Origin of the sequence: Pseudomonas sp. FSL R10-1350 (assembly GCF_009600525.1) — a bacterium.
Taxonomy (GTDB): Bacteria; Pseudomonadota; Gammaproteobacteria; order Pseudomonadales; family Pseudomonadaceae; genus Aquipseudomonas; species Aquipseudomonas helleri.
Genome location: NZ_WIVR01000013.1, coordinates 1 through 25,238, shown reverse-complemented (window position 1 = coordinate 25,238; position 25,238 = coordinate 1). Strand labels below are relative to the sequence as shown.

The window sequence follows — 25,238 nt, the reverse complement described above, 5'->3', positions numbered from 1 at the left end:
TTGCGATAATTTGGGCTTCGCAAAACGGGGCGTGGCCCGGCAATTACGGGCCTGTCGCTAAAACGATTCACCGTGGCGCTTCAGGTCGCAGGGCGAATGGCCTTGATCAACGCTTCGAGCGAATAACCCAAACGCGGCGCCAGGGCCTGTGCGCGAGCGGTCAGTGCGTCAATGTCCAGCGCCTGATCCAGATCGCCGGGCACCAGCAAGATGACGTTGCCCTCTTTGACCGGCAGCTCCCAATAGTGACGATGGAACAAGCCCCGCAACAAGGCGGCGCCCAGCGGTTTGCCGTCGTCGGTGGCCCACTGGTTGATCACCAGCCAGCCGTTGGGCTGGAGTTTTTTCTGGCAGTTCTCCAGGAAGGTCCAGGCCAAATGACCAGGCGCCGGCCCCAGGTCGTTGTAAAGGTCGACGAAAATCAGGTCGGCAGGCTCGGCGCTGGGCAAGAGCTCCACCGCGTCACCAATGCGAATGTACAGCCGCGGGTCGTCGTCCAGCCCCAAGTGCTCAATGGCCAGGCGCGGTACATCCGGGCGCAGTTCAATGGCTTCGACGTCTTCCAGAGGCAAAAACTTGAGGCAGGCCTGAGTCAGCGTCCCGGCACCCAACCCCAGAAACAGGGCGCTCTCTGGCGCTTCATGGCACAAGGCACCAATCAGCATGGCGCGGGTGTAGTCGTATTCCAGCCAACTGGGGTCCGTGGTGAACACGCAGCTCTGCTCGATCGCATCGCCAAATTCGAGGAAGCGGTAGTCTTCCACTTCAAACACTCGAATCATGCCGAAGTCATCATGGACTTCAGCGAGCAGGCGCTCTATGCGCTCCTCAGACATTGCCTCTCCTCGCCGCGCCCGGCACACACGGCCAGCGCGCTAAAAACCACCACTCGATGCCGAGCGCAAAGGCACGATTGTCGGCCATTGCAACGCAACAGGTCACGCACTAATTGCTGCTAACATGCGCCATCCCCTTTCGACACTAGAGTCTGCGATGAGCCAACCCTGGAGCCCTGACAGCTGGCGCGCCCTGCCGATCCAGCAACAACCCCACTACCCTGACGCGGCCCACTTGTTGCGGGTCGAGCAAAGCCTGGCGAGTTACCCGCCACTGGTGTTTGCCGGAGAAGCCCGCGAACTGCGCCGTCAGTTTGCCGAGGTCACCCAAGGTCGGGCGTTTCTGTTGCAGGGCGGCGATTGCGCTGAAAGTTTTGCAGAGTTTTCGGCAGCCAAGATTCGCGACACCTTTAAGGTGTTACTGCAAATGGCCATTGTCATGACCTTCGCGGCGGGCTGCCCGGTCGTCAAAGTCGGGCGCATGGCGGGCCAGTTCGCCAAGCCGCGCTCGGCCAACGATGAAACCATCAACGGCGTCACGCTGCCGGCGTATCGCGGCGACATCGTCAACGGTATCGGTTTCGATGAAAAAAGCCGCGTGCCTGATCCAGAGCGCCTGTTGCAGTCTTATCACCAGTCCACCGCAACCCTGAACCTGCTGCGCGCCTTTGCCCAGGGCGGTTTTGCCGACCTGCACCAGGTGCACAAGTGGAACCTGGACTTCATCGCCAACTCGGCGCTGGCAGAAAAGTACAGCCAACTGGCCGACCGTATCGACGAAACCCTGGCCTTCATGCGCGCCTGCGGCATGGACAGCTCGCCGCAACTGCGTGAAACCAGCTTCTTCACCGCCCATGAAGCGTTGCTGCTGAACTACGAAGAAGCCTTTGTGCGCCGCGACAGCCTGACTAACGATTACTACGATTGCTCGGCACACATGCTGTGGATTGGCGACCGTACCCGCCAGCTGGACGGTGCCCACGTGGAGTTTCTGCGCGGCGTGAACAACCCGATCGGGGTTAAAGTCGGCCCGACCATGAACACCGAGGAATTGATCCGCCTGATCGACATCCTCAACCCTGACAACGATCCGGGCCGTCTTAACCTGATCGTGCGTATGGGCGCCAACAAGGTCGGCGACCATTTGCCGCAACTGATCCGCGCCGTCGAAGGCGAAGGCAAAAAAGTGCTGTGGAGTTGCGACCCGATGCACGCCAACACCATCAAGGCCAGCAGCGGCTACAAGACCCGCGACTTCGCGCAGATCCTTGGCGAAGTGAAGCAGTTCTTCCAGGTACATGAAGCCGAAGGCAGCTACGCCGGCGGGATTCACATCGAAATGACCGGACAGAACGTCACCGAGTGCATTGGCGGCGCCAATCCGATCACTGAAGACAGCCTGTCAGACCGCTATCACACCCACTGCGACCCGCGCATGAACGCCGATCAGTCGCTGGAATTGGCGTTCCTGATTGCCGAAACGTTGAAGCAGGTTAAGCGCTAAAAACCGTACGAGGCAGGTTGTTCGCGATGCAGACGACTCTATTTTTCAGCTAAATCGAGTGGATGACATCGCGAGCAAGCCTGCTCCCACAAGGCCCTGCTCTAACTCACTTCTTCAACGGATCATCCCAAAACGGGCGATAGCTTTCGGTTTCGATGTCAGCCCGGCTCAAGCCCAAATCCTTGAGCCCTGCATCGCTGATTCGCCGCAGCGCCGCCCGCTCACGGGACAGTTGATACCATCGCGCAATACGCGCCATCCACGCATTTTCTTTTAGACCTTTCATCACCTGGACCTCCTGGGGGATGGCTCAAGTCTCTGCCCAGGCATAAGATCAATCCAACGAATGTTTCTTATGCGACCCATTTGCGAGATTGATGAATGGCCGGTTTTCCGAGTATCGACACTGACTTGCTGCGCACTTTCGCTGCGATTGCCGATCACGGCGGCTTTACTCGCGCGGCAGAAGCGGTCAATCGCACGCAATCGGCGGTGAGCATGCAAATGAAGCGCCTGGAAGAGGACGTGCTGCACTGCACGCTGTTCCAGCGCGATGGCCGTACGGTCAGCCTCACACCAGAAGGTCAGGTGCTGCTGGGGTATGCGCGGCGCATCCTCAAGCTGCACAGCGAGGTATTCAATACGCTGAGCCTGCCAAAAATGGTCGGCACCGTGAAAATCGGCTCGCCGGACGATTACGTCATGCGTTTTTTACCCGGCATCTTGTCGCGCTTTGCCCAGGACTATCCGCTGATCAACGTTGAGGTGCATTGCGAGCCGTCCGCTCTGCTGTTACAGCGCAACGATCTGGATCTGACCATTGTGACCCGCGAGCCCGGCACTGAAACCGGGCAGATCCTGCGTCAGGAGCGCTTTGTGTGGATGGTCGCCGAAGGCTTCGCCCCCCACGAACGCACGCCCATGCCGCTGGCCATGTTCAATACCGACTGCTTTTGCAGCACTTGGGCGTGCAATGCTCTGGACCTGGCGCAGCGCGAGTACCGGATTGCCTACACCAGCGCCAGCCTGTCGGCGATCAATGCAGTGGTGAGCACCGGGCTGGCGGTGACGGCCCAGTTGCAAAGCCTGCTGCCAGCGGATTTACGCATCATTGGCGAGGCAGAAAACCTGCCCCAGTTACCGTCTGCCAGCATCGTGCTGCTGCGCAAACACAACAGCGCGGCCTCGCCGATCATTGAGTGCTTTGCCGAGTACATCGTCGAAGGCTTTAAGCTTTAATCGCCAGCAACGCCGCACACAGCAGCAAAAAGGCGCAGTACATTCCCCGCAGCATGCGCTCTGGCAGCGCATGCGCCAGCTTAACGCCCCAACTGATGCTCAGCAGACCGCCGATAGCCATGGGGATGCCCATCAGCCAGCTCACCTCGTCGTGCACCGCGTACGTCAACAATGTGACCGCCGTGCTGGGCGCCGCCAGAGCCAGCGACAAGCCTTGGGCCATCACTTGCGTGGTGCCAAACACACTGGTGAGCACCGGGGCCGCGACCACCGCGCCGCCGACCCCAAACAGCCCGCCCGTGGTGCCTGCCAGCGCGCCGAGCACCCCGTACCAGGGCCAGCCATAGCGCGAACCGGCCACCGGTTGCGCGGGCGAGCTATAGAGCTTGATCAGGTTGTACAGGGTGATGCACAGCAAAAAGACGATAAAGCCCCAGCGAATCAGCCGCGCATCGACCCCAACCGCGAGCATTGCGCCCAGCCAGGCAAAACAAAAACTCATCAACACCAGCGGCAATGCCTGGCGCAGGTCAATTTTGTTGCGTTGGTTGTAGCGGTACAGCGCCAGAAATACGTTAGGAACCGACATCACCAGCGCGGTGCCCTGGGCAATTTGCTGGTCCAGACCAAACCACAAACCCAACACCGGGATCGCGATCAAGCCGCCACCGATCCCGAACAACCCGCCCAGCGCCCCCAGGGCAAGGCCCAAGGCCGTGTACATTGCAAAATCTATAAACATCACCGCCCCTCAATCAGAGCGGCCATGCTAACCAGTCGCTGGCAGGGGGCAAAGCTTAAAACCGCACCTTAAGCGTAATTTCATGAATAAAAAAACCCGACGTTAAAGTCGGGTTTTTTATCGTGCGGTTTAGGCCAGAATTACTTGGCGCGGCCCTTGTAGGAACCACCTTCACGGGTATCGATCTCGATCATGTCGCCGATTTCGATAAAGTCAGCAACGCTCAGCTCGGTGCCGTTTTTCAGTTTGGCAGGCTTCATCACCTTGCCCGAAGTGTCACCGCGAGCGGAACCTTCGGTGTAGTCAACCTGACGCACGATAGTGGTCGGCAGCTCTACGGAAACCAGACGCTCTTCGAAGAATACGGCTTCGCAAACGTCGGTCATGCCTTCTTCAACGAATGGCAGAACGGCTTCGATGTCTTCAGCGTTCAGCTCGTACATGGTGTAGTCAGTGGTGTCCATGAACGTGTAGGTGTCGCCGCTGATGAAGGACAGGGTCGCTTCTTTGCGATCCAGGATCACGTCATCCAGCTTGTCGTCAGCGCTGTATACGGTTTCAGTCTTGTAACCAGTCAGCAGGTTCTTCAGCTTGGTCTTCATGATTGCGCTGTTACGACCAGACTTGGTGAACTCAGCTTTCTGAACCAGCCAAGGGTCGTTGTCGATACGAATCACTGTACCGGGTTTAAGCTCTTTACCAGTTTTCATTACGAGTATCCGAATTTGGATTGAGATTTACAAAAATCTAGGCCGCGTATCATATCCAATTTCTATAAAACAGTACTAGCGCTTGCGCAAGATCAGCCTGCAATGACTGCTCCAGGCACCATTTCTCGGCGTGTTCGGTGATTTCTGACCAGTGTTCCTGCACGCCATTCCAGCTCGGCGCCATGTCTGAGCCGGCATTCCAGGCATGCCACAGGCCGGTAAAGGCTTGTGCGGCAGCGGGCGACAGGCCTTTGATGTACAGCGCCAGAAACGCATTGAGTTTGACCCAGTGCGCGTCTTCTTCCTGCTCGTAGATGTGCCACAGCAGCGGGCGCCCTGCCCATTGCGCGCGGACAAACGAGTCTTCGCCGCGCACCGCGTTGAAATCACAGCTCCATAACAGGCGGTCGTAATCTTGCTGTCGGACGAACGGCAACGCCTGCACGGTCAATGACCCGCGCTGCTCAACACGCCCCAGCGCCAGCGCGTCGATTTCAAGCCAACGCAACAGGTCGCCCATGATTCGCCCTTGCGGCACGAGCAGGTGAATGGCCGTAGTCCCCGACGCCATGGCGTCCAGCCAACTGGCCAGCCCGGTGTTTTCGTAGGCAAACAGGGAGATCAGGCGGGCGTTGTCCGCCGCCACAACGCCCAGGCTTTGCAAAAAGCCCTGCTTGGCGTGCGGGTCTTGCTCAAAAGCACGGCGTCGGGTCAGCAAGTCAGCTTCGCGCAGCAAACCGCCCGTCCCGGCTTCAAAGCCCGGAAAGAAGAACGTGCGCTTCAAGCCATCCGGCCGCAGGGACGCCAGACCGTGGCAACCGCTGACCCAGTCTTCAGCACTTAAATATTCGAGGTTGAGCCATAGCACCGGGGTTTGCCGGGCTTTTATGGCCTGTAGATAGTCGTCGGGCAAGGTGCAGGCGAAGGCCTCGATCACCACGTCAGCGGCTTCGACCGGCTGCCAGTCCTTGGGCCACAGGCGCACGTCAACGCCCTGCTGCCACTGCTGGGCAGCGCTGGCATCGGCCTCAGGGCACAGCGGCACAAAGGCCTGCAAATCATCGACCCACAGCCGCACCGGCACCTGATGCTCAGCCACCAGTTGTCGGGCCAAACGCCAGGTCACACCAATGTCGCCGTAGTTATCGACCACACTGCAAAAAATATCCCAGGAGGCTTTCATTCCGGGCTCCACCAGTTAAAGGGCTGATTGTCTGCGCAAATCAGCGTGTACAGAAGGCTTGGGCCAAGGCGACAATCGCCGCTCGTTTCCCTTCAAGCCGCCTTTATGAACAAGACCGCCGTGTACCAGCAGATGCTGGAAAAACTCGCCATCGACCTCGACGTGCTCCAGCGGGCGGCGCAAACCGCTTATGAAGCCGCGACCCACGAAGAGAACATCGCCGAAAACAAATACGACACCCTCGGCCTTGAGGCCTCGTATCTGGCCACCGGCCAGGCGCGCCGGGTCGAGGAAATCCGTCAGGCACTGAAACACTGCCAGGCCATGACCCTGGCGCCGTTTGATCCCGCTCACGGGGTTCAGTTGGGCGCGCTGGTCAAGCTGGAAGCTGACAACGGCAGTGAACAGTGGCTGTTCCTGGCCCCGGACGCGGCCGGGCTCAAGCTTGCCCTTGAAGGCCAGAGCGTGACCGTGATCACCCCGCGTGCACCGCTGGGCGCGGCCTTGATCGGCAAGCAGGTGGACGATGAGGTGCAGATCAAGGTCGGCGGTGCAGCACAGGGGTTTATTGTCTGCGAGGTTGATTAGCGCATGCGTATTACTTGGCGGCCATCAGCCGGTTGACTTCACTGCGCACCATGTTGGCGTATTCGGGCGGCGACATGGCGTCCAGCTCCGAACGCACCCATTCTGCCCATTTGCCCTTGCGTTTGGCGCGCTCGCCAAACAGGCGGGCCGCATCGCCTTTGGCTTTGCCCAGGTTGCTTTGCCACAGTTCGTACAGACGGGACTTTTCATCCTCAAGCGCAGCACGCTCGGCGAGTGACTTATTGGCGAGGTTGAAGCTCATGAGATTTTCCTGCTGCGTAAATTAGGCGACATCTTACACCCTCAAAAGAAGTGTCTCAGCCTGGATTTTTACTACGCTCACACCTCGGTTTCACAATGCGTTGAAAAATCGATGCAACTTTTTAGCATTGGGTTGACTCCATTAGTCATCACCCCATTCACCTGCAAGGAGTACCGCAATGGCTCGAAAAAATGCCGTACAAGCCGCTGAAGATCAGATCAAGGATCAGGCATTCAGCGAGCTTCAAGAATTGATCGCCGAATCTGACAAGCTGCTCAAGGACAGCGCGTCGCTGGTAGGCGAAGAAGGCGAAACCCTGCGTGCACAGGTTGGCCTCAAGCTCAAGCAAGCCCTGGACTCGGTCAGCAACGTGCGTGAGCGCAGCAAGCCGGTGGTCGATGCCACCGAAAACTATATCGGTGGCCACCCATGGCAAACCGTAGCGATCTCGGCCGGTGTCGGCCTGGTGGTCGGCCTGCTGCTGGGCCGTCGCAACTGATCCAGCGCTAGCACGGTTACCAAAGCCCCGCGTTGTCATGACGCGGGGCTTTGTCGTTTAAAAATCAAAATTCTCGACATATTCAGTGACATCTCGCGCAGGCATTCCGGATACTTCACGCCATTCCACTCTTGCCAAAGAGACAGTCAATGTCCGAATCACCTGCTGCCACTAAACCTTTAAGCACTGCCCTTATCCTCCTGATGGCGGTTGCCACCGGCCTTGCGGTCGCCAGCAACTACTACGCCCAACCGCTGCTGCACACCATCGCCCAAGAGCTCGGCCTGAGCATGGAAAGCGCCGGCACCGTGGTGATCACGGCGCAATTGAGTTACGGCGCGGGCCTGTTTTTGCTGGTGCCGCTGGGCGACCTGTTTGAACAGCGCCGCCTGATCGTCACCATGACCGTGCTCAGCGCGGCCGGCCTGTTGCTCAGCGCTTTTGCGCCGTCCTTGACCTGGCTGCTGATCGGCACGGCGGTCACCGGGATGTTTTCGGTGTCGGCGCAAGTGCTGGTACCGATGGCCGCCAGCCTCACCGACCCGCAAAGCCGTGGCCGTGTAGTCGGCACGCTGATGAGCGGCTTGCTGCTGGGCATTCTGCTGGCCCGCACCGTGGCCGGGGCGCTGTCTTCGGCCGGTGACTGGCGCAGCATTTACCTGCTGGCAGCAGGCTTGATGTTTATCAGCGCCATTTCGCTATTTTTTGCCTTGCCCAATCACCACCACAGCGCAGGCCTGAGCTACCCGAAACTGCTGGGGTCGGTGTTCAAGCTGTTTGTCGAAGAACCGGTGCTGCGCCTGCGTTCAGTACTTGGCCTGCTGACCTTCTCGCTGTTCGCCTTGTTCTGGACTCCGCTGGCGTTTCTGCTGGCCGTACCGCCTTACAACTACTCCGACGGCGTGATTGGCCTGTTTGGCCTGGCGGGCGCGGTAGGCGCCGTGGCGGCCAACTGGGCCGGCCGTATGGCTGACCGTGGCCGCGGGCAAATGGCGACCACCGTGGGCCTGCTGGTACTGCTGGCCTGCTGGCTGCCGATGGCGTTTGCCGGTCACTCGCTGATCGCCCTGCTGATTGGCGTGCTGGCGCTGGATTTTGCCGTGCAACTGGTACACGTGAGCAATCAGAACGCGGTGTTCCAAGTGCGCCCTGCGGCCCGGAATCGACTGAACGCCGGTTACATCACCTGCTACTTCATTGGCGGTGCATTGGGCTCATTGATCGGCGCACAAACCTATCCGGTGTATGGCTGGGACGGCATTGTGGTGGTCGGCGCCGTGATCTCGACCCTGGCGTTGGCCATCTGGGGCTTTATGTTGCAGCGCGAAAGCAAGCTGCAACCTGTGGGCTAATGGCGCTTTTCATCAGGGGGTGAAGTCGCTAGCATGCGAAAAACGCCCTGACGACGGTCTGCCCCGCAGACCGTCCTAACGATCCGAGACGCCATATGATCCCAAAAGAATCCCGTAACGAACTGGCCCTGGATACCTTCATCAAGGCGCACCCGCATCTGCTGGAAGAAATGAAAGAGCTGAGCGCCGAGGACCGCCAGCAGCAAATTTTATGGGCCTTTGAGGACGAAGCCGAAAGCCGTGGCCTTGAGGCCTGGGAACTGGCGCTGCAACTGATCGCCCGCAGCCCCGAAGAACTCAAAGCCATGCGCCTTGAAGTCCATCAGGAAGTGGCCGAAGCCCTGGAGATGAGCTGGGAAGAGTACTGCGGTTTCAACGACATCGCTGTCTGACTTGAGCTGACGTAGCGGTGCCAAACCCACCGCTACGCCATTAACGCTATCACTCCGGCAATACTGCGCCATCACCTTTGTGGTGCGCCGAGACCAGCCTTTTGGCCATGTCCAGGTGCATTTGCAGCTTGGGCAGGTACTTTTCGGCAAAGGCCTGAAGCTCGGGTGAGGCCGGGTCATCAATCTGCTGTTTATACAGGTCGATCGCATCCTCGCTGGCCTTGACCTGGTTAGCCGCATACGCGGCATCAAAGGAATCGCCTTCCTGTACCTGCAACATCAGTTTTTTGGCTTTGCTGAGGATTTCTTCTTGATCAGCGACCTTCAAGCCCTGCTTTTGCGCGATGTCTTTTAAATCGCGATTGGCATCGGTGTAGTCCTTGATCACCTCTACCGCGTAACTGCCGACGTCGGTTGAAGACGATTTACTGATCGCCATACGGCTGGTTTCAATCGCCGCAATGCCTGCCGCAGACGACTCGTCGACAAAATCTGCCGGGCTTGCAGCGACCGCGCTGCCGATCACAAACAGGGCGTAGGCCAGGGCACATCCAGCCATAAAGCGTTTAGGGGCCATCAGGGGTTTCATTGCGTCCTCCAGTAAAAGGCAGGTTTATGTCCTGCACAGAATCTGAAGGCCCATGGCGGCAAAGGTTTAGATGAGATGTGATTTTCTGACGAGTGGGGCCGCTTATCGCCGCCCGTGACAACAGCTACAATCCGCCACAGAAGCAAGAAACCTCCTACATAACAATAAGCCCGCCCTACCCTTCTGGCGTAGAAGGCCGGTGCGGAGCAAAACGTCATGCGCCAATTGCCGTCGCTCAACACGCTGCGCGTCTTTGAAGAAGTCGCGCGGCATCGCAGTTTCAGCCAGGCGGCGTTAAGCCTTAACGTCACCCAAGGGGCTGTCAGCCGACAAATCAAACAACTTGAAGACTACTTGGGTGTGGCGCTTTTCGTGCGCACGCCACAAGGGTTGTCGCTGACCGAAACCGGCGTAAGGTTGTCGCCGCAGTTGGCCGAGGCGTTCGATCACATGGAGCGCGCCTTGCAGGCCGTGCGCGTGCCGAACCTGCGCCAGCGCCTGCGTATTGTCGTGCCACCCACTTGGGGCACGCGCTGGTTGTCGGCGCACTTGCGCGCGTTTTGCGAACGTTACCCGGACATCAGCCTGAGCGTGACCAACACCAGCGCTCACGACAGCCTGGGGGAAGTGGACTGCATCATCCATTGGGGCCTGGAAGCGGACAGCCATTGCAGCAGCCAGTTACTGGTCATGGAGCGCCACATTGCCGTCGCCAGCCCGGAACTGTTCGTCAACGGCCAGCCGCCCGATGTGCGCACCCTGCCCTTGCTGCACATCCTGCACGATGGAAAACGCTTGAAGGTCTGGGAAAACTGGCTGGCCGCCATGGGCCGTGACGACGTCGATGCGGCCCGCGGGCTGGAGTTCAGCACGCTGGACCAAGTGATCCACACCGCGGTTGCCGGGGGCGGACTGGCTGTGATCGACCGCCAGATGATCGAAAAAGAATTGGCCAATGCCAGCCTGCTGCCGATTACCCCCGTGGAGGTCATCGGCCCGTATGGCTATTGGCTGAACGTGGCGCACGACAAACAAGGGTTGTCGAAAGTGCGGCTGTTTACTGAATGGCTGGGGTTGGTGAGTAACCCCTAAAACAGGGATGCCTGACACGTGTAGGAGCGAGCTTGCCTCGCGATCTTTTGATTCGTTAAAAGATCGCGAGGCAAGCTCGCTCCTACGGCTTGTACTAGACCGTCGCCACCACTTTAACTGCCACTGGCGCGCTTTCTTGCACAGGGCTGTGGGCCTTGCACGCTTGGCTCAGGGTCAGGGATTTGGTCTCGGGGGCCCATGCCCATGAGATCAGCGCACCAAACGCCAGAATCGCCGCCAGGATGCCAATGGTCGGGCTCATGCCAATCCCCACCACGCTCACCGGCAACAGGAAGGTACTCACCGCCGAGCCCAAGCGACTGACCGCAGTCGCCAGGCCAATACCGCTGGCGCGCACTTCGGTCGGGAAGCTTTCGGCCGGGAACACGCCCACCAGGTTACTCACCGCAGACAGCACCAGGGTGAAGATGCCAAACGCCAACACCATCAAGAACGCGGCGCTGCTGGGCAGGATCGCGAGAATCAACAACGCCACCGCCAAAATGATGAACGAGTTGATCAAGAAGCCCCGGCGCGAGAATTTCACCGTGCACCAGATGCCGATCAATGCGCCGACGATCAGCAGCAGGTTGAGCATCAGTTCAGTGCCAAAGCCTTCAGCCAGGCCCATGGTTTTGAGGATGGACGGCAGGAAGGTGTAGATCGCAAAGTACGGCATCACGATGCACACGAAGAATAGGCAGTTGAACGCGGTGCGCTTGCGGTATTCGCGGCTGAACAGCACGGCATAGCCCGAGCGGGTTTCGCCGGACGGGACTTCATCCAGTTCGACGTTGTCGCCCAGATGCTTTTTAACGATGGCCCGCGCCTCGGCAATGCGCCCCTGGTTGACCAGCCAGCGCGGCGACTCTGGGGTGCCGATGCGGGCAATCAGAATCAAACCCGCCGGGATCGCAGAGGACGCCAGCATCCAGCGCCAGGCGTCATCGCCCAAACCGAGCATGGCGGTGCCCACAAAGGTGGCCGCCACGTAGCCAAAGGTCCAGATCACGCTGAACGAACCGAGCATCACGCCACGATGTTTTTTGGGGGCAAACTCGGCCAGCATGGCGTGGCCCACACTGAAGTCACCGCCCAAGCCGATGCCGATCAAGACCCGACACAAAAACAGCCCCATCGCCGTTTCGGCGTAGAACTGCATGACCGAAGCCACGGTGATCAGCACAAAGCTGACCAGGAAAATCTTTTGCCGACCGACCTTGTCGGAAATCCAGCCAAAGAACAGGCTGCCGAGAAACAGCCCGATCAGCGCTGAAGCACCGATCAACCCCTGCCAGAACGCATCCAGATGCATTTGTGGGCTGATCAGGGTAAAGGCGATGCCAATCAAACCCAGGATGTAGCCGTCTGTGAAGTGGGCGCCAAAGGTCAGCCCGGCGATTTTAAGGTGAAAGCGCCCGATGGGCAGGTCGTCGATTTTTACAGGTTGAGCGGACATGTTCGTCTCCAATTTTTTTTATTGACGGAGAAACCGATTGCTCTAGCTTTTCTTTGAATGGCTTGTGTGGGAGCCGGCTTACTCGTGAAAACGACAGATCGCCTTCGCGAGCAAGCTCATTCCTACAGAGGTAGTGCCGGGCTCAAAGACCGCCCATCAACAGGTACTTCAGTTCCAGGTAATCATCCAGGCCGTATTTGGACCCTTCACGGCCCAGGCCCGACTCCTTGATGCCGCCAAACGGTGCGACTTCGGTAGAGATAATCCCTTCATTGATCCCGACCATACCGGCTTCCAGCCCTTCGGCCATGCGCCACACCCGGCCAATGTCACGGCTGTAGAAGTAAGCCGAGAGCCCGAACGGTGTGTCGTTGGCCAGCGCCAGCACTTGGGCTTCATCCTTGAAGCGAAAGCACGCCGCCACGGGGCCGAAGGTTTCTTCCTGGGCGATCAGCATGTCGTTGCTGGCCTCCGTCAGAATGGTCGGTTCAAAAAAGGTCCCGCCGAGGGCGTGGCGACGGCCGCCGCACAACACCTTGGCGCCCTTCTCGACCGCATCACCGACATGGGCCTCGACTTTGGCCAACGCCGCCGCATTGATCAGCGGGCCTTGCTCAGTGTCACCTTGCAAGGCATCGCCCACGCGCATGGCCGCAACGGCTTCGGCCAACTTGGCGGTGAAGGCGTCGTACACGCCGTCTTGAATAAAGAAGCGGTTAACGCAGACGCACGTCTGCCCGGTGTTACGGAACTTGGAGGCCATGGCGCCTTTGACGGCTGCGTCCAGATCGGCATCGTCAAACACGATAAACGGCGCATTGCCGCCCAGTTCCAGCGAGACTTTTTTCAGCGTGTCTGCCGCTTGGCGCATCAGCAGTTTGCCGGTGCGGGTGGAGCCGGTGAACGACAGTTTGCGCACAATGCTGGACGCTTGCAGCGCCCCGCCGATGGCCACGGCGTCCCCTGAAACGATGTTGAACACACCGGCCGGGATCCCGGCCTGTTCAGCCAGTACGGCCAGGGCAAAGGCAGACAGCGGGGTTTCTTCCGACGGCTTGAGGATCATGGTGCAACCGGCTGCCAGCGCCGGGCCGACCTTGCGGGTGACCATCGCCAGCGGGAAATTCCATGGTGTGATGGCCGCCACCACACCAATGGCTTCCTTGACCACTATGATCCGCGCATCCGCCTTGTGGCTCGGGATCACATCGCCATACGCGCGCTTGGCTTCTTCGGCAAACCACTCCAGAAAGCTTGCGGCATACACCACTTCGCCCATGGCCTCAGCCAGCGGCTTGCCTTGTTCGCGGCTGAGCAGAGTGGCCAGGTCCTTCTGGTTGCTCAACATCAGTTCGCCCCAGCGCTTGAGACGCTGGCTGCGCTCTTTGGCGGTCAGCTTGCGCCAGGCCGGCAAGGCACGATTGGCCGCATCAATCGCCAGTTCGGTTTCTTCAGCGCCCGCCTTTTGCACGTTGGCGACCAAATCGCCCGTGGCCGGGTTGAACACCGGGTAAGTCGGGCCACCACTGGACCATTGGCCATCGATGAAATTGCCGTGACGGATCAGCGCGCTCATGCCACCGCCTCCGTCAGGGTGAAACGTTCGTGGGCCGGGCGAGCCGAGCGCAGGATGCGTTTACCGGCGGTGTAATCATTGATCACGTCGCACGGGGTGTAATTGCGCTCCAGTTCGTACAGTTCATCGGCATCGAGCTGGGTTTCGAGTGCAGCCAGGGCGCTGTCGAACTGCGCCGTGGTGTCAGCCCCCACCAGCATGCAATCAACGCCCGGATGGTTGGCGACCCACGCCTGGGCGATTTGGGCATTGGACACACCCCGGGCACGCGCTACACGCTGCACCGAATGGGCGATTTGCCAAGATGCCTCATCGCTGTACATCTGTTGCGTAAAGAAGTCGGTCTGGTTGCGCGTCGATTGCGCATCGCCGGTCAACAGGCCACGGGCCAACGGACTGAACACCGAGACGCCAAGGCCCTGATCGCGGCAGAACGGGATCATCTCGCGCTCTTCTTCGCGATAGGCGCAGTTCAATTGCAGCTGCATATTGATCGGTTTGACCCAACCATTGCGCTCGCAGGCCATGAGGATCTTCGCCAACTGCCCGGTGAGCATGGTCGAGACGCCGATGTAGCGGGCTTTGCCGGAGCGCACGATGTCGTTCATGGCGCTCATGGTTTCTTCAACCGGGGTGTTCACATCGAAGTAATGCAGCATGAACACGTCGACGTAATCCATGTTCAGACGCTTAAGGGAGGCGTCGATGCTGTCCATGATGTGCTTGCGCGAATGGCCGCTGGCATTGATCCCGGTGCGGGTGCCGTAACCCACCTTGGTGGTGATGACCAGGTCTTCACGACGAGCCAGGCGCTTGACGATACGGCCGACCACTTCTTCACCGACGCCAGCCGAGTAGAAATCTGCCAGATCGAAGAAGTTGACCCCGTTATCCAGCGCGTGCGCGACAATCGGCTCGCTTTGCTTTTCATCGAAAATCCACGGTTTCCAGTCCGGGGAGCCCATGTTCATGGTGCCCAGGCACAGGCGGGAGACTTCAAGGCCGGAGTTGCCCAAACGAATGTATTGCATGGCGCAGACCTCAGGCTTTTGGCGTGTAGAAAGGGTTGGAAATGTGCTCGACCACGTCCGCCAGTTGCGAGGTGTACGGCAGGCCGGTCAGCGCTGCACGAATCGCCGTGCGGCAAGCGTTGTAGTTGTTCAGGTACACCGCATCCAGGTCATCACATGCCGGGTTGACCCAGTTGGCGGTGACGATGGCCCACTCGTCTTCGGCTTCCGGCGGCAAGGTGCCGTCCAGCAGCGCTTCGAGTACCGCCTTGGCGATCCCGGCCTGGGACGCGCCCCACGTCGCGTTGCCATGCAGGTCGCTGCTGATCTCGGCTTTGTTGACGTACAGGGTCATCGGCTTGACCGGGATGTTGGGTTGCGCAATCACCATGAACGGGCAATGCCCTTGGCTTGGCGACGCCAGGCTGTTGGCGAAGGCCTGACCCGCCGGGCCGTTGCGCGGCCCGATCAAAATGTTGATGTGCGCGGCGTTCACGCCAGGGCCTTCGAAACCTTCACCGATGTACAGGTCGAGTGCTTTCATGAGTCATTACTCTTTGGACGATGCGTTATTGTTGGGATCAGTCGCGCAGGCCGGTCGGACGACAGGCAAGGCGAACAGGGACAGTCAAAGAGCGCAGCGCAGGGCTGGCGAGAAGGGAATCCGTCATGGTTGCAGCGCTCTTTTTTGTTGTGGTTGAGCTGTTGCTGCAATTTTTAGCACTCGCGCAGGTGCGGGCTGTAACCATTAAAAGTCATGGGGGTATGCGTTTAGGTCATAGCCTGCTGGCCATGGAGTGCAGGAAGGAAGGCGGGGGATGAAAGAGGGTAAGAATGTGTAGGAGCGAGCGATCTTTTAAAGATCAAAAGATCGCGAGGCAAGCTCGCTCCTACAGTCGGGGTTACAGCGAAATGCCGGCTGCCTTGGCCCGCGCTGCGTGCAGTTTTTTGTAGCTGTCGATCAGGCGCAAGTGCCGGTCCAGACCTTCCAGCTTCATGCTGGTCGGGGTCAGACCATAGAAGCGCACGCTGCCGTCAGCCGAACCGATGGCGGCGTCCATGCGCTCGTTGCCGAACATGCGACGGAAGTTGACTTCGTAGTCTTCCAGCTCCAGGTCTTCGTCCAGGTACATCTCCAGCACCGCATTCACGGCTTGGTAGAACAAGCCACGCTCGACGGTGTTGTCGTTGTACTGCAAGAACATTTCGACCGCCTCTTTCGCCTCTTCATGTTGCTGCAAGGCGAGGTAGATCAGCAGTTTCAACTCCAGAATGGTCAACTGACCCCACGCGGTGTTGTCGTCGAACTCGATGCCGATCAAGGTGGTGATGTCGGTGTAATCGTCCAGCTCACTTTCCACCAGACGCTCAACCAGATCTTTGAGCGCCGCCTCATCCAGACTGTGCAGGTTGAGGATGTCTTCGCGGAAGAACAGCGCCTTGTTGGTGTTGTCCCAGATCAGGTCATCCACCGGGTAAATCTCGGAGTAATCCGGCACCAGAATGCGGCACGCCTTGGCGCCGAGGTGCTCGTAAACCGCCATGTACACTTCTTTGCCCATGCCTTCGAGAATCCCGAACAAGGTCGCGGCCTCGTCGGCATTGGCATTTTCGCCCTGGCTGGTGAAGTCCCACTCGACAAATTCGTACTCTGCCTTGTTACTGAAGAAGCGCCACGACACCACACCGCTGGAGTCAATAAAGTGCTCGACGAAGTTGTTCGGCTCGGTCACCGCGTGGCCCGCAAAGGTTGGCTGCGGCAAATCGTTGAGGCCTTCAAAACTGCGGCCTTGCAGCAGCTCGGTGAGGCTGCGCTCCAGCGCCACTTCAAGGCTTGGATGGGCGCCAAACGAGGCGAACACACCGCCGGTGCGCGGGTTCATCAGGGTTACGCACATCACCGGGAACTCACCGCCCAACGACGCATCCTTCACCAATACCGGAAAGCCCTGCTCTTCCAGCGCCTGAATGCCCGCCAGAATGCCCGGATATTTCGCCAGCACCTCGGCCGGTACATCCGGCAGCGCGAACTCGCCTTCAATGATTTCGCGTTTGACGGCCCGCTCAAAAATCTCCGACAAGCACTGCACTTGCGCTTCAGCCAGGGTGTTACCGGCACTCATGCCGTTGCTGAGGTACAGGTTTTCGATCAGGTTGGAGGGGAAATACACCACCTCGCCGTCCGACTGACGCACAAACGGCAGTGAGCAAATGCCGCGCTCTTCATTGCCGGAGTTGGTGTCGATCAGGTGTGAACCGCGCAACTCGCCATCGCGGTTGTAGATTTTGCGGCAGTAGGCGTCGAGGATCTCAGTGGGCAGCTCATCTTTGCGGCCCGGCTTGAACCAGCGCTCTTCCGGGTAATGCACAAACGGCGCATTGGCGATCTCTTCGCCCCAGAACTGATCGTTGTAGAAGAAGTTGCAGTTAAGACGCTCGATAAACTCGCCCAGCGCCGAGGCCAATGCGCCCTCTTTGGTCGCGCCCTTGCCGTTGGTGAAACACATCGGCGATTGCGCATCGCGGATATGCAGCGACCAGACATTCGGCACGATATTGCGCCACGACGCGATTTCGATCTTCATGCCCAAGTCGGCCAAAATGCCCGACATATTGGCGATGGTTTGCTCCAGCGGCAGGTCCTTGCCCGCGATAAACGTGCCACCGCAAGCGGCAGAACTCGACGCCGGCATCAACAACGCCTGAGCATCGGCGTCGAGGTTTTCGACCTCTTCAATCACAAACTCAGGCCCGGCCTGCACCACCTTCTTCACCGTGCAGCGGTCGATGGAGCGCAAAATGCCCTGGCGATCCTTCTCGGAAATATCGGCAGGCAACTCGACCTGAATCTTGAAAATCTGGTTGTAGCGGTTTTCCGGGTCAACAATATTGTTCTGCGACAGGCGAATATTCTCGGTAGGAATATTGCGCGTCTGGCAGTACAGCTTCACAAAATAAGCCGCGCACAACGCCGACGACGCCAGAAAATAATCGAAAGGACCCGGCGCCGAACCATCGCCCTTGTAGCGGATAGGTTGATCGGCCACCACCGTGAAATCATCGAACTTGGCTTCAAGTCGAAGGTTGTCGAGAAAGTTGACCTTAATTTCCATGAGGGAATTACCAGAATAACGGGCTAAAAAATATGGGCGCCATTATCCGATTTTTCAGCCGGAAGTCCCGCCCTTTTCCCAAATGCCTGCCAAGCCGCCATTTTGTAGGGCGAGCTGGTGTCGTGATGTTTTGAGCTTAAAGGTCAGGGGAAGTGACGCGACGGGAGGTGTTTTCAGCTCCCTCAAAGGTTCAAACAATGATGGTGTGCGGGTAAGCATGCATAGCGCTGTCATGTGTTACCAGGCTAATACCTTCAGCCAGTGCTTGAGCTACCAAGATGCGGTCAAACGGATCTCGATGAACATTCGGCAGAGCGCCTACGGTCAACCCGTGCTCGGACGTGATAGCCAACTCAAGGTAACCCGCATCCAGGAGCACCTTGCGTAGTACCGCTGGGATAACACCGGTACGCTCGGCACCTTTAATGGTCAGTTCCCAAATACTGGCGGCGCTGAAATACAAGGTATTGGCCTCATCGTCTATAAGTTGAGCCGCCGCTTTGGATAATTTGACGTCATCGGTGGCGGCCCATACCAGAATGTGAGTATCGAGCAATAACCTCATGCCTTACCCTCAAACATATCTGCAATTTCAGCATCCATGGCGTCTGACGCTGCGGTATTGAATGTCACCCCCGCCAGCATGCCGCGACGCTTAGGGGCGGTAATAGGAACCAGCTTGGCCACGGGCTTACCTGCCTTGGCGATAATGATTGTTTCCCCCCCCGCCGCTGCTTCGACAAGCTGCGAGAAATGCGTTTTCGCTGCATGGATGTTATGGGTCTGCATACTGCTCCCTCCCAGTTGATTGGCTAATGCAGTTAGTCTAGTCCACTAACCGGACTAAACCTAACTCACAACCTGCCTTTCATCGGCACACACCAACAAAACCAAGGTGCAGTACATTCGGAGCCAATTCCTGGAGATAACAGAGCCGGATTTAAAAGTGATCTGCCAAGGGCATACAAAAGACCGCAACAACAGAAGTGACGCGCCTGCTGCACTCAGGCGCGTGCTGCTTAGTGCGTCGTTAAACCGTCCAGCGATTTGTCGACATACGCTTTGGCCAGCTCCACCAAATGCATGACCGACAACACCAGATGGCGCGGGTGCCCGCTCAAGCCATTCCCCGCCTCACTCGCCGAAGCACCCGCGCAGCGCAACAAGTCTGACGCTTGGGCCAAAGCCGCTTCTAAATTGACGCTGTCCGGGATGGCATACGTGGCCTGATCCACGTGCCGTAGAGGCTTATGGTTGAGCAGGTAGTAATCGAGGGCGCGATCCGTGGCGGCACGGTCTAACGACAATTCATCGCACTGAGCAGCATCTTGCAGGGTGGGAATGGGTGGCAGCCATGCGCAGGTTAGTAGACCGGAGTACACGGAAACCCGGCGCGCTACGAGAGCGCCCTGCGCACGGCCACCATAAAACCGAGGCCGAAAAAAAGCGCCTCTTTAAGGTGGCGCGTTGCGCCGTGTACTAGACCCGACCGCTGATTTTCAGCGATGGGCCGAGACTATTCCCCGAACTGCACAGGCACAAGCGAATGGAAGTTTCTAGGATGTTTCACCGGATTGAAAGGGAAGCGTCGTACGAAACGGCTGATTTTGAGGCTGTACGCTACCGTGAAATAGCGCTGCGTTCGTCTGAAGTTACCAGAAGCTGCTGTTCTAACGATTGCCCAGGGTTTACAGTTTTCGAATTCGTATACGGTGTATACATTTGAACTTAGGAGCCAATCATGGCATCGCCTGTGTTGTCATTCCGTGTTGAAGAAGGATTGGTCGAACAACTTGACCAGCTGTCTCAAGCCACTGATCGCGACCGCCAGTACCACCTCAAACGTGCGTTGGCCCGCTACATTGAGGCCGAGTCCTGGCACATCAAAGCCATTGCCGAAGGCATAGCCGACGCCGACGCGGGCAAATTGACCGATCTCAGCACCATCAAAGCCAAGTGGGTGGACCGTGCCAAACATCGCACTGACAGACAAAGCGAGCAGTGATCTTGACTCAATTCACGAATATTACGAGTCACGCTTAGGCGCTGCTGCAGCGGATGCCGTGCTTGGCCAGATCATCGAAACACTGGAGCAACTGCAAACGTTCACCGGCCTTGGGCGCCCTTCACAGACGCCCGATGTTCGGGAGCTGATTCTGGGCAAATTCCCGTTTATTGCGCCGTACCGGCTGATGAATAGCGAGGTGCAGGTATTGCGTATTCTTCATCAGAGGACTGAGCGGCCAGATGATTGGTGAGGCTGCTACGGCCTTGGAAAGATTAAATATCAAAAAAGCCAGGTTGACTGGAACAAGTGAACGGATATTCCCAAGATATTTCGCCAGATTGAAAGAGAAGCGTCGTACGAAACGGCTGATTGTGTGCAGCTAAGCTCACCTGACGGATCAACCTCTATTTGATCTAGTCACGGGAGGCAAATTGAATAATGTGAAAAGCTCTACTGCCGAATGGCACTTGCAAAATAAGCTCGCTAGCACCACCGTAATGACAAACGTCATTACAGGAATCAAATCCATGGCATCTATCAACATACGCGTGGACGATGATCTCAAAGCTCGCGCCTATCAAGAGCTTGAACGCCTGGGTGTCACCCCCTCAGAGCTGATGCGCCAGGCCTTGCAGTACGTAGCAGAACGCGGCCAATTGCCCTTTCGCCCGATGCTCATGACCGAGGAAGACGAAGCGCTCCTGAACACCGTTCGTGAACGCTTGGCTGACCCTAAACGGGTCAAAGTGACACTGGATGACCTTTAGCCTTGAGTTTGACCAGCGCGCACTCAAAGAGTGGCAAAAACTCGGAGATACGGTCAGGCAGCAATTTAAAAAAAAGCTGGCTGAAATATTGATTAACCCACGCGTAGAGGCCAACCGCCTGCGCGATTTACCCGACTGCTACAAAATCAAGCTGCGCAGTGCGGGCTACCGCCTGATCTATCAGGTCATTGATCAAGAAATTGTCGTGTTCGTCGTTGCCGTGGACAAACGCGAAAACGATGCTGCTTATGACAAGGCACAAGAACGTCTTAAATAGAATCAACCAGCTTAGGATTCTTAACTAACAATCCCAGTGCGTAGAGTCTTGAAAAACACTAAAACCCTCCCCGCCCACTCCCCAGACTTGCCCCAGAAAAAACAGCGGTTCGTGTTTACCTAACGCTGCGGGAAAAGCGGATGAGCACCACGGACTAACCCGCAAGCGGCTTTTCCATAATGATGGTGCGCTCAGCCCCATAAAATTCGTCCCGGATCGTTTGATAGCCCAACGCCGCGTAAAAGCTCTGCGCGGTAATCGACGATGGCACTCGTAAAGCGCCAACACCAGCGCTGACAGCGGTCGCGTGAATGACATCCATCAACAATCGGCCGATACCTTTACCTTGGTGGGCAGGATCAACGAAAACACTTCTAACTACATTACCGTCGAGGCTTGCAGTGCCAGCAATAGTCTCGCCCAGCAAGGCCACGAAAACCTTGCGTTTGTCGAGTAATGCGCTGATAGCTTCAGGTGCAAAGCTGCGCTCAACCTGGGCAATGATCTCAGGCGAATAATCCTGTGAATTTGTGCCACGCAGAGCGGCGATCACGACACGGCTTATCGCAACTGAATCGTCCAGGGTTGCGGAGCGAATCTGACAGTCCATTTGGAAACCTCGATCATTAACGATCCAGCTTAGCTCAAGGCAATGCGCCTTCACCCACGGCTAATCCTTTAACCTTTTTCCAGACGCCAAAAACCACAAACCCCCGACTTTCTCTTGGAAAATCAGGGGTTTGTGTTTACTTAATGTGGCGGTGAAGGAGAGATTCGAACTCTCGATACAATTTCTTGTATACACACTTTCCAGGCGTGCTCCTTAAGCCACTCGGACACTTCACCGTATCTCTACAAACATGTTCTGTCTGTCGAGGCGCGCTAATGTAGTCGAAAGCTTTCGATATGACAAATGTTTTTTTCAGAATTTTCATGCGCTTACGGGTTTCGGTGGTTTTCTGGCATGACCGGACCCGGCGATTCTGCCATTTTCAAGCCTTGGCACCGCAGCGCCAGCACGTTGAAGCTCAGGCACGCTGGCGTCTATATAGAAGGTGCCGGGCTTTTGGCTGACTGGTCAGTCAGTCACGGCGCTTTACCTGCGCCGTGGGGCTGGGTAACGTCTGACTCACTTAAATACAAGGAATTGCGCCATGAGTGACTTGATTGCTTATCACCTGGAAGACGGTATCGCGACGCTGACGCTGAGTAATGGCAAGGTCAATGCTATTTCCCCGCAGGTGATCACTGCCTTTAACGCGGCGCTGGACCAGGCTGAGCTGGATCGTGCAGTGGTGATTATCACTGGCCAGCCGGGGATTCTGTCGGGCGGTTATGACTTGAAGGTGATGACGTCCGGTCCTGAGCAGGCGATTGAGTTGGTCAGGCAGGGCTCGACGTTGGCGCGTCGCTTGTTGGCGCACCCGTTCCCGGTGGTGGTTGCGTGCCCGGGGCATGCGGTGGCTAAAGGCGCATTCTTGCTGCTGTCGGTGGATTACCGGGTTGGCGTAGAAGGCCCGTTCAGTATTGGCCTGAACGAGGTGCAAATCGGCATGACCATGCACCACGCCGGTATCGAGCTGGCCCGCGACCGCTTGCGCAAGTCGGCTTTCCATCGCTCGGTGATCAACGGAGAGATGTTTAACCCGATTTCCGCAGTCGATGCAGGCTTCCTGGACCAGGTGGTCAAGCCTGAAGAGCTGCACGCCACGGCGCTCGAAGTGGCTCGCCAGTTGAAGAAGATCAATATGAAGGCGCACAAGAACACCAAACTTAAAGTGCGCAAAGAACTCCTGGAAACCCTCGACAAGGCAATCGAGCTGGATCAACACCACGCGCTCTGACCTTATCGCTTGATCGGCATCCCGATTGCACTGAGCAGTCGGGATGCCTCCCTCCCCCGCGTCTCATCTTTGTATCGTCAGCACCTCTGGCTGGCACTTATCAGCCTTTGTTGAAACATATGCTTAAACATCAGCAATCTCCTGCGTGTATCGGGGTAATTGCCGTTTACAGTGCACGTCCGTACACTGCGCCACCTTTTGTTTTGATGAGCCTGTAAATGCTACTTTCGTTTCGCATGGTGTTGATGAGTGTGCATTTTGTGGTTGCGGGTGTTCTCGGCGTGCTGCTGGGCATGTGCCGCCCTTTCAATCCTGATAACAGTCGGCTGTGCGCGCGGCTGTATGCGTGGCCTTCAAAATGGATTTTGGGCTACAAGCTCAAGACTGAAGTCGGCCCGTTGATGGACAAGCCACAAAGCTGCGTGGTCATCGCCAATCATCAATCCAACTACGATCTGTTTGTGTTCGGCAACGTCGTGCCGCGCCGTACGGTGTGTATTGGTAAAAAGAGCCTGAAATGGGTTCCGCTATTCGGCCAGTTGTTCTGGTTGGCGGGTAATGTGCTGATCGACCGGGGCAACGCGCAAAAAGCACGCAAATCAATGCTGACCACGACACGCACCTTGCAGGAAAAAGACACGTCGATCTGGGTCTTCCCGGAAGGCACGCGCAACCTGGGCAAGTCGTTGCTGCCGTTCAAAAAGGGCGCGTTCCTGATGGCGATTACTGCCGGAGTACCGATTGTGCCGGTGTGCGTCAGTACGTACAGCCAGCACCTCAAGCTCAACCGCTGGCACAGTGCCGATATTCTGATCCGTTCTTTGCCTGCCATTCCTACGGCGGGCTTGACCCAAGATGACCTGCCACGGCTGATGGAGCAGTGCCGCGAGCAGATGCTCGCCTGCATCGAGGCCATGGACCGCGAGCTGCTGGCCCAGCATAAGCTGCCTCAGCCTGCACTCCCCGCCCGCAAAACAACGGCGTCTAACCCGAACGTCTGAACGTTTGTCACGTCAAAGTGGTTGATTGCACGCTAAGCTGCACCTTCGTGCCATAACCCTTTGATGAAGAAGCGATTAGAACTATGGGGAGAGTTGTTGCTGCTGCGGTGTACAGCGAAGGCAAAAAGGTCACCGATATTACGCTGGATGAAGGTAGCGACTGGGCTGCAAAGCCCGGCCACTTCGTCTGGATCGGCCTGGAGCAGCCCAACGCACAAGAGCTGAGCAATTTGCAGCGTCAGTTCAATCTGCATGAACTGGCCATCGAAGACGCCTTGGAGCAACACAGCCGGCCAAAGCTCGAAACCTTTGGCGACGCACTGTTTATCGTCACGTACTCGCCGATTCGCCATGAAGGCAAATTAGAGTTCGTTGAAACGCATATCTTTGCCGGCAATGGCTACATCATTACCAGCCGCAATGGCCATTCCGCCTCATACCGCTCTGTGCGCCAACGCTGCGAGGCCCGCCCGCTGCTGCTGGAGCACGGCGAAGATTTTGTGCTGTATGCCTTGCTGGACTTTGTGACCGAGAGCTATCAGCCCGTCAGTGAAGCCATTCACGCCGAGATCGAGCAGCTCGAACGCACGATCATGGGCAATACACTAAATGAAGCCGATATCGTCAAACTTCATGATTTGCGCCGTGATGTGCTGCGATTGCGGCGCTATGTGGCGCCCATGGTTGAAGTCAGCGAAGAGCTTCAGCGCCTCGACTTCCCGTTTATCGACAAGAACATGCGCCCGTATTTTCGCGATGTGCAAATTCACGTCACCCGGCAAATGGAAGACCTCACCACCCTGCGCGACATCGCCAGCCAAACCATTGAAATTGTGGTGCTGCTGGAATCGTCACGGCAAAGCATCGTGCAGCGCAAATTCGCCGCCTGGGCAGCCATCTTGGCGTTCCCTACGGCGGTGGCGGGCATTTACGGGATGAACTTTCAGAACATGCCGGAGCTGACCTGGCATTACGGCTATTTCGGCGTGCTGGGGTTTATTGCGGTGGGCGTGACGGGTCTGTGGACGAGCTTCAAGCGTTCGGGTTGGTTGTAGAGATCGAACTGTAGGAGCGAGCTTGCCTCGCGAGCTTTTAGAAGATCAAAAGATCGCGAGGCGAGCTCGCTCCTATGTATGGACTCGCCCCCCACTGTCAACCCGCTTTTGCCCACTGACACCCGGCTGCATCTATGTAT

General features: G+C 57.5%; 32 protein-coding genes and 1 tRNA gene. 16 read left to right on the top strand and 17 right to left on the bottom strand.

Annotated elements, in window-relative coordinates:
• Positions 1-80: 80 nt before the first annotated feature.
• Complete coding sequence (locus tag GHO25_RS08820) at positions 81-836, bottom strand: spermidine synthase (protein ID WP_153390607.1); 756 nt, start codon at positions 834-836, stop codon at positions 81-83.
• Positions 837-993: 157 nt separating this feature from the next.
• Between GHO25_RS08820 and GHO25_RS08815 the strand changes: the two genes are divergently transcribed.
• Positions 994-2,340 (top strand): class II 3-deoxy-7-phosphoheptulonate synthase, encoded by a 1,347-nt coding sequence (locus GHO25_RS08815; RefSeq protein WP_048368744.1) that lies wholly within the window; start codon positions 994-996, stop codon positions 2,338-2,340.
• Positions 2,341-2,446: 106 nt separating this feature from the next.
• Here the strand turns inward: GHO25_RS08815 and GHO25_RS08810 are convergent, their stop codons facing one another.
• Positions 2,447-2,626 carry a DUF1127 domain-containing protein gene (locus tag GHO25_RS08810; protein ID WP_048368745.1) on the bottom strand — a complete coding sequence of 60 codons (180 nt, stop codon included), beginning with the start codon at positions 2,624-2,626 and terminating at the stop codon, positions 2,447-2,449.
• Between the two features lie 95 nt (positions 2,627-2,721).
• Between GHO25_RS08810 and GHO25_RS08805 the strand changes: the two genes are divergently transcribed.
• On the top strand, positions 2,722-3,579 hold the full coding sequence (locus tag GHO25_RS08805) for a LysR family transcriptional regulator (protein ID WP_153329943.1): 858 nt from the start codon (positions 2,722-2,724) through the stop codon (positions 3,577-3,579).
• Here the strand turns inward: GHO25_RS08805 and GHO25_RS08800 are convergent.
• The 3 genes from GHO25_RS08800 to earP form a co-directional block, all read right to left on the bottom strand.
• Positions 3,569-4,321, bottom strand: a complete 753-nt coding sequence (locus GHO25_RS08800) for a sulfite exporter TauE/SafE family protein (protein ID WP_048368747.1) — start codon at positions 4,319-4,321, stop codon at positions 3,569-3,571. The genes GHO25_RS08805 and GHO25_RS08800 overlap by 11 nt on opposite strands.
• A gap of 140 nt (positions 4,322-4,461) precedes the next feature.
• A complete protein-coding gene (locus GHO25_RS08795) occupies positions 4,462-5,031 on the bottom strand; it encodes an elongation factor P (protein WP_048368748.1) in 570 nt (189 codons plus the stop codon).
• Positions 5,032-5,080: 49 nt separating this feature from the next.
• Entirely contained in the window at positions 5,081-6,214 is a 1,134-nt protein-coding gene (gene earP, locus GHO25_RS08790) for an elongation factor P maturation arginine rhamnosyltransferase EarP (protein WP_153329945.1), read from the bottom strand.
• Positions 6,215-6,319: 105 nt separating this feature from the next.
• Here earP and GHO25_RS08785 point away from each other — a divergent pair, with 105 nt between their 5' ends.
• Positions 6,320-6,802, top strand: a complete 483-nt coding sequence (locus GHO25_RS08785) for a GreA/GreB family elongation factor (protein WP_153390606.1) — start codon at positions 6,320-6,322, stop codon at positions 6,800-6,802.
• A gap of 10 nt (positions 6,803-6,812) precedes the next feature.
• Here GHO25_RS08785 and GHO25_RS08780 read toward each other — a convergent pair whose 3' ends face one another.
• Positions 6,813-7,064 (bottom strand): hypothetical protein, encoded by a 252-nt coding sequence (locus GHO25_RS08780; RefSeq protein ID WP_048368751.1) that lies wholly within the window; start codon positions 7,062-7,064, stop codon positions 6,813-6,815.
• 178 nt (positions 7,065-7,242) lie between these two features.
• Between GHO25_RS08780 and GHO25_RS08775 the strand changes: the two genes are divergently transcribed.
• From GHO25_RS08775 to GHO25_RS08765, 3 genes are all read left to right on the top strand, one after another.
• Entirely contained in the window at positions 7,243-7,563 is a 321-nt protein-coding gene (locus GHO25_RS08775; protein ID WP_048368752.1) for a YqjD family protein, read from the top strand.
• Positions 7,564-7,712: 149 nt separating this feature from the next.
• Positions 7,713-8,915 carry an MFS transporter gene (locus GHO25_RS08770; RefSeq protein ID WP_048368753.1) on the top strand — a complete coding sequence of 401 codons (1,203 nt, stop codon included), beginning with the start codon at positions 7,713-7,715 and terminating at the stop codon, positions 8,913-8,915.
• Between the two features lie 95 nt (positions 8,916-9,010).
• Complete coding sequence (locus GHO25_RS08765; RefSeq protein ID WP_048368754.1) at positions 9,011-9,307, top strand: DUF6388 family protein; 297 nt, start codon at positions 9,011-9,013, stop codon at positions 9,305-9,307.
• A gap of 49 nt (positions 9,308-9,356) precedes the next feature.
• On the opposite strand, the gene GHO25_RS08760 is transcribed toward GHO25_RS08765, so the two are convergent.
• On the bottom strand, positions 9,357-9,896 hold the full coding sequence (locus tag GHO25_RS08760; protein ID WP_153390605.1) for a DUF4142 domain-containing protein: 540 nt from the start codon (positions 9,894-9,896) through the stop codon (positions 9,357-9,359).
• A gap of 216 nt (positions 9,897-10,112) precedes the next feature.
• Here GHO25_RS08760 and GHO25_RS08755 point away from each other — a divergent pair, with 216 nt between their 5' ends.
• Complete coding sequence (locus GHO25_RS08755; RefSeq protein ID WP_048368756.1) at positions 10,113-10,988, top strand: LysR substrate-binding domain-containing protein; 876 nt, start codon at positions 10,113-10,115, stop codon at positions 10,986-10,988.
• 94 nt (positions 10,989-11,082) lie between these two features.
• On the opposite strand, the gene GHO25_RS08750 is transcribed toward GHO25_RS08755, so the two are convergent.
• The 4 genes from GHO25_RS08750 to fae all read right to left on the bottom strand — a co-directional run bounded on the left by GHO25_RS08750 (position 11,083) and on the right by fae (position 15,577).
• Entirely contained in the window at positions 11,083-12,447 is a 1,365-nt protein-coding gene (locus GHO25_RS08750; RefSeq protein WP_048368757.1) for an MFS transporter, read from the bottom strand.
• Between the two features lie 142 nt (positions 12,448-12,589).
• A complete protein-coding gene (locus GHO25_RS08745) occupies positions 12,590-14,023 on the bottom strand; it encodes an NAD-dependent succinate-semialdehyde dehydrogenase (protein WP_048368758.1) in 1,434 nt (477 codons plus the stop codon).
• Entirely contained in the window at positions 14,020-15,054 is a 1,035-nt protein-coding gene (locus GHO25_RS08740; protein ID WP_153390604.1) for an aldo/keto reductase, read from the bottom strand. The genes GHO25_RS08745 and GHO25_RS08740 overlap by 4 nt, the downstream gene beginning before the upstream one ends.
• A 10-nt stretch (positions 15,055-15,064) precedes the next feature.
• Entirely contained in the window at positions 15,065-15,577 is a 513-nt protein-coding gene (fae, locus tag GHO25_RS08735) for a formaldehyde-activating enzyme (RefSeq protein WP_048368760.1), read from the bottom strand.
• Between the two features lie 125 nt (positions 15,578-15,702).
• Here fae and GHO25_RS08730 point away from each other — a divergent pair, with 125 nt between their 5' ends.
• Complete coding sequence (locus GHO25_RS08730) at positions 15,703-15,855, top strand: hypothetical protein (protein WP_153390603.1); 153 nt, start codon at positions 15,703-15,705, stop codon at positions 15,853-15,855.
• Between the two features lie 80 nt (positions 15,856-15,935).
• Here GHO25_RS08730 and GHO25_RS08725 read toward each other — a convergent pair whose 3' ends face one another.
• From GHO25_RS08725 to GHO25_RS08710, 4 genes are all read right to left on the bottom strand, one after another.
• Positions 15,936-18,146, bottom strand: a complete 2,211-nt coding sequence (locus GHO25_RS08725; protein WP_153390602.1) for an OsmC domain/YcaO domain-containing protein — start codon at positions 18,144-18,146, stop codon at positions 15,936-15,938.
• Between the two features lie 190 nt (positions 18,147-18,336).
• Entirely contained in the window at positions 18,337-18,711 is a 375-nt protein-coding gene (locus tag GHO25_RS08720) for a type II toxin-antitoxin system VapC family toxin (RefSeq protein ID WP_048368762.1), read from the bottom strand.
• A complete protein-coding gene (locus tag GHO25_RS08715) occupies positions 18,708-18,935 on the bottom strand; it encodes a type II toxin-antitoxin system Phd/YefM family antitoxin (RefSeq protein ID WP_048368763.1) in 228 nt (75 codons plus the stop codon). The genes GHO25_RS08720 and GHO25_RS08715 overlap by 4 nt, the downstream gene beginning before the upstream one ends.
• A gap of 230 nt (positions 18,936-19,165) precedes the next feature.
• Positions 19,166-19,453, bottom strand: coding sequence for a DUF6124 family protein (locus tag GHO25_RS08710; RefSeq protein ID WP_256677184.1), 288 nt, complete (start codon positions 19,451-19,453; stop codon positions 19,166-19,168).
• Positions 19,454-19,887: 434 nt separating this feature from the next.
• On the opposite strand from GHO25_RS08710, the gene GHO25_RS08705 reads away from it, so the two are divergent.
• The 4 genes from GHO25_RS08705 (at position 19,888) to GHO25_RS08690 (ending at position 21,198) form a co-directional block, all read left to right on the top strand.
• Positions 19,888-20,151, top strand: a complete 264-nt coding sequence (locus GHO25_RS08705) for a CopG family ribbon-helix-helix protein (RefSeq protein ID WP_048368765.1) — start codon at positions 19,888-19,890, stop codon at positions 20,149-20,151.
• A complete protein-coding gene (locus tag GHO25_RS08700; RefSeq protein WP_082158066.1) occupies positions 20,114-20,404 on the top strand; it encodes a type II toxin-antitoxin system RelE/ParE family toxin in 291 nt (96 codons plus the stop codon). Before GHO25_RS08705 ends, GHO25_RS08700 begins: the two co-directional genes overlap by 38 nt.
• A gap of 277 nt (positions 20,405-20,681) precedes the next feature.
• On the top strand, positions 20,682-20,921 hold the full coding sequence (locus GHO25_RS08695; RefSeq protein ID WP_153390601.1) for a type II toxin-antitoxin system RelB/DinJ family antitoxin: 240 nt from the start codon (positions 20,682-20,684) through the stop codon (positions 20,919-20,921).
• Positions 20,911-21,198: a type II toxin-antitoxin system RelE/ParE family toxin gene (locus GHO25_RS08690; protein ID WP_048368767.1), complete on the top strand. Its 288-nt coding sequence runs from the start codon at positions 20,911-20,913 to the stop codon at positions 21,196-21,198. Before GHO25_RS08695 ends, GHO25_RS08690 begins: the two co-directional genes overlap by 11 nt.
• A gap of 154 nt (positions 21,199-21,352) precedes the next feature.
• On the opposite strand, the gene GHO25_RS08685 is transcribed toward GHO25_RS08690, so the two are convergent.
• Positions 21,353-21,808 (bottom strand): GNAT family N-acetyltransferase, encoded by a 456-nt coding sequence (locus GHO25_RS08685; RefSeq protein WP_153390600.1) that lies wholly within the window; start codon positions 21,806-21,808, stop codon positions 21,353-21,355.
• A gap of 146 nt (positions 21,809-21,954) precedes the next feature.
• A tRNA-Ser gene (locus tag GHO25_RS08680) sits at positions 21,955-22,044 on the bottom strand.
• 118 nt (positions 22,045-22,162) lie between these two features.
• Between GHO25_RS08680 and GHO25_RS08675 the strand changes: the two genes are divergently transcribed.
• The 4 genes from GHO25_RS08675 to GHO25_RS08660 all read left to right on the top strand — a co-directional run bounded on the left by GHO25_RS08675 (position 22,163) and on the right by GHO25_RS08660 (position 25,098).
• The gene (locus GHO25_RS08675) at positions 22,163-22,360 is read left to right on the top strand and encodes a hypothetical protein (RefSeq protein WP_153350745.1); all 198 of its coding nucleotides are present in this window, start codon (positions 22,163-22,165) and stop codon (positions 22,358-22,360) included.
• Entirely contained in the window at positions 22,353-23,042 is a 690-nt protein-coding gene (locus GHO25_RS08670) for a crotonase/enoyl-CoA hydratase family protein (RefSeq protein ID WP_048387814.1), read from the top strand. The genes GHO25_RS08675 and GHO25_RS08670 overlap by 8 nt, the downstream gene beginning before the upstream one ends.
• Before the next feature lie 218 nt (positions 23,043-23,260).
• Positions 23,261-24,043, top strand: a complete 783-nt coding sequence (locus GHO25_RS08665) for a 1-acyl-sn-glycerol-3-phosphate acyltransferase (RefSeq protein WP_048387816.1) — start codon at positions 23,261-23,263, stop codon at positions 24,041-24,043.
• A gap of 83 nt (positions 24,044-24,126) precedes the next feature.
• A complete protein-coding gene (locus GHO25_RS08660) occupies positions 24,127-25,098 on the top strand; it encodes a magnesium and cobalt transport protein CorA (RefSeq protein ID WP_048368771.1) in 972 nt (323 codons plus the stop codon).
• Positions 25,099-25,238: the final 140 nt, after the last annotated feature.

Excerpts from the sequence above, each read along its gene's own strand:
- GHO25_RS08775 (WP_048368752.1), top strand. The coding sequence starts at position 7,243 with ATGGCTCGAAAAAATGCCGTACAAGCCGCTGAAGATCAGATCAAGGAT.
- GHO25_RS08660 (WP_048368771.1), top strand. The coding sequence starts at position 24,127 with ATGGGGAGAGTTGTTGCTGCTGCGGTGTACAGCGAAGGCAAAAAGGTC.
- GHO25_RS08820 (WP_153390607.1), bottom strand. The coding sequence starts at position 836 with ATGTCTGAGGAGCGCATAGAGCGCCTGCTCGCTGAAGTCCATGATGAC.
- GHO25_RS08760 (WP_153390605.1), bottom strand. The coding sequence starts at position 9,896 with ATGAAACCCCTGATGGCCCCTAAACGCTTTATGGCTGGATGTGCCCTG.
- earP (WP_153329945.1), bottom strand. The coding sequence starts at position 6,214 with ATGAAAGCCTCCTGGGATATTTTTTGCAGTGTGGTCGATAACTACGGC.
- GHO25_RS08805 (WP_153329943.1), top strand. The coding sequence starts at position 2,722 with ATGGCCGGTTTTCCGAGTATCGACACTGACTTGCTGCGCACTTTCGCT.
- GHO25_RS08675 (WP_153350745.1), top strand. The coding sequence starts at position 22,163 with ATGACCGGACCCGGCGATTCTGCCATTTTCAAGCCTTGGCACCGCAGC.
- GHO25_RS08780 (WP_048368751.1), bottom strand. The coding sequence starts at position 7,064 with ATGAGCTTCAACCTCGCCAATAAGTCACTCGCCGAGCGTGCTGCGCTT.
- GHO25_RS08665 (WP_048387816.1), top strand. The coding sequence starts at position 23,261 with ATGCTACTTTCGTTTCGCATGGTGTTGATGAGTGTGCATTTTGTGGTT.
- GHO25_RS08695 (WP_153390601.1), top strand. The coding sequence starts at position 20,682 with ATGGCATCTATCAACATACGCGTGGACGATGATCTCAAAGCTCGCGCC.
- GHO25_RS08740 (WP_153390604.1), bottom strand. The coding sequence starts at position 15,054 with ATGCAATACATTCGTTTGGGCAACTCCGGCCTTGAAGTCTCCCGCCTG.
- GHO25_RS08745 (WP_048368758.1), bottom strand. The coding sequence starts at position 14,023 with ATGAGCGCGCTGATCCGTCACGGCAATTTCATCGATGGCCAATGGTCC.
- GHO25_RS08720 (WP_048368762.1), bottom strand. The coding sequence starts at position 18,711 with ATGAGGTTATTGCTCGATACTCACATTCTGGTATGGGCCGCCACCGAT.
- GHO25_RS08795 (WP_048368748.1), bottom strand. The coding sequence starts at position 5,031 with ATGAAAACTGGTAAAGAGCTTAAACCCGGTACAGTGATTCGTATCGAC.
- GHO25_RS08670 (WP_048387814.1), top strand. The coding sequence starts at position 22,353 with ATGAGTGACTTGATTGCTTATCACCTGGAAGACGGTATCGCGACGCTG.
- GHO25_RS08765 (WP_048368754.1), top strand. The coding sequence starts at position 9,011 with ATGATCCCAAAAGAATCCCGTAACGAACTGGCCCTGGATACCTTCATC.
- GHO25_RS08785 (WP_153390606.1), top strand. The coding sequence starts at position 6,320 with ATGAACAAGACCGCCGTGTACCAGCAGATGCTGGAAAAACTCGCCATC.
- GHO25_RS08750 (WP_048368757.1), bottom strand. The coding sequence starts at position 12,447 with ATGTCCGCTCAACCTGTAAAAATCGACGACCTGCCCATCGGGCGCTTT.
- fae (WP_048368760.1), bottom strand. The coding sequence starts at position 15,577 with ATGAAAGCACTCGACCTGTACATCGGTGAAGGTTTCGAAGGCCCTGGC.
- GHO25_RS08800 (WP_048368747.1), bottom strand. The coding sequence starts at position 4,321 with ATGTTTATAGATTTTGCAATGTACACGGCCTTGGGCCTTGCCCTGGGG.
- GHO25_RS08755 (WP_048368756.1), top strand. The coding sequence starts at position 10,113 with ATGCGCCAATTGCCGTCGCTCAACACGCTGCGCGTCTTTGAAGAAGTC.
- GHO25_RS08690 (WP_048368767.1), top strand. The coding sequence starts at position 20,911 with ATGACCTTTAGCCTTGAGTTTGACCAGCGCGCACTCAAAGAGTGGCAA.
- GHO25_RS08725 (WP_153390602.1), bottom strand. The coding sequence starts at position 18,146 with ATGGAAATTAAGGTCAACTTTCTCGACAACCTTCGACTTGAAGCCAAG.
- GHO25_RS08770 (WP_048368753.1), top strand. The coding sequence starts at position 7,713 with ATGTCCGAATCACCTGCTGCCACTAAACCTTTAAGCACTGCCCTTATC.
- GHO25_RS08705 (WP_048368765.1), top strand. The coding sequence starts at position 19,888 with ATGGCATCGCCTGTGTTGTCATTCCGTGTTGAAGAAGGATTGGTCGAA.
- GHO25_RS08685 (WP_153390600.1), bottom strand. The coding sequence starts at position 21,808 with ATGGACTGTCAGATTCGCTCCGCAACCCTGGACGATTCAGTTGCGATA.
- GHO25_RS08715 (WP_048368763.1), bottom strand. The coding sequence starts at position 18,935 with ATGCAGACCCATAACATCCATGCAGCGAAAACGCATTTCTCGCAGCTT.
- GHO25_RS08810 (WP_048368745.1), bottom strand. The coding sequence starts at position 2,626 with ATGAAAGGTCTAAAAGAAAATGCGTGGATGGCGCGTATTGCGCGATGG.
- GHO25_RS08730 (WP_153390603.1), top strand. The coding sequence starts at position 15,703 with ATGGTTGCAGCGCTCTTTTTTGTTGTGGTTGAGCTGTTGCTGCAATTT.
- GHO25_RS08815 (WP_048368744.1), top strand. The coding sequence starts at position 994 with ATGAGCCAACCCTGGAGCCCTGACAGCTGGCGCGCCCTGCCGATCCAG.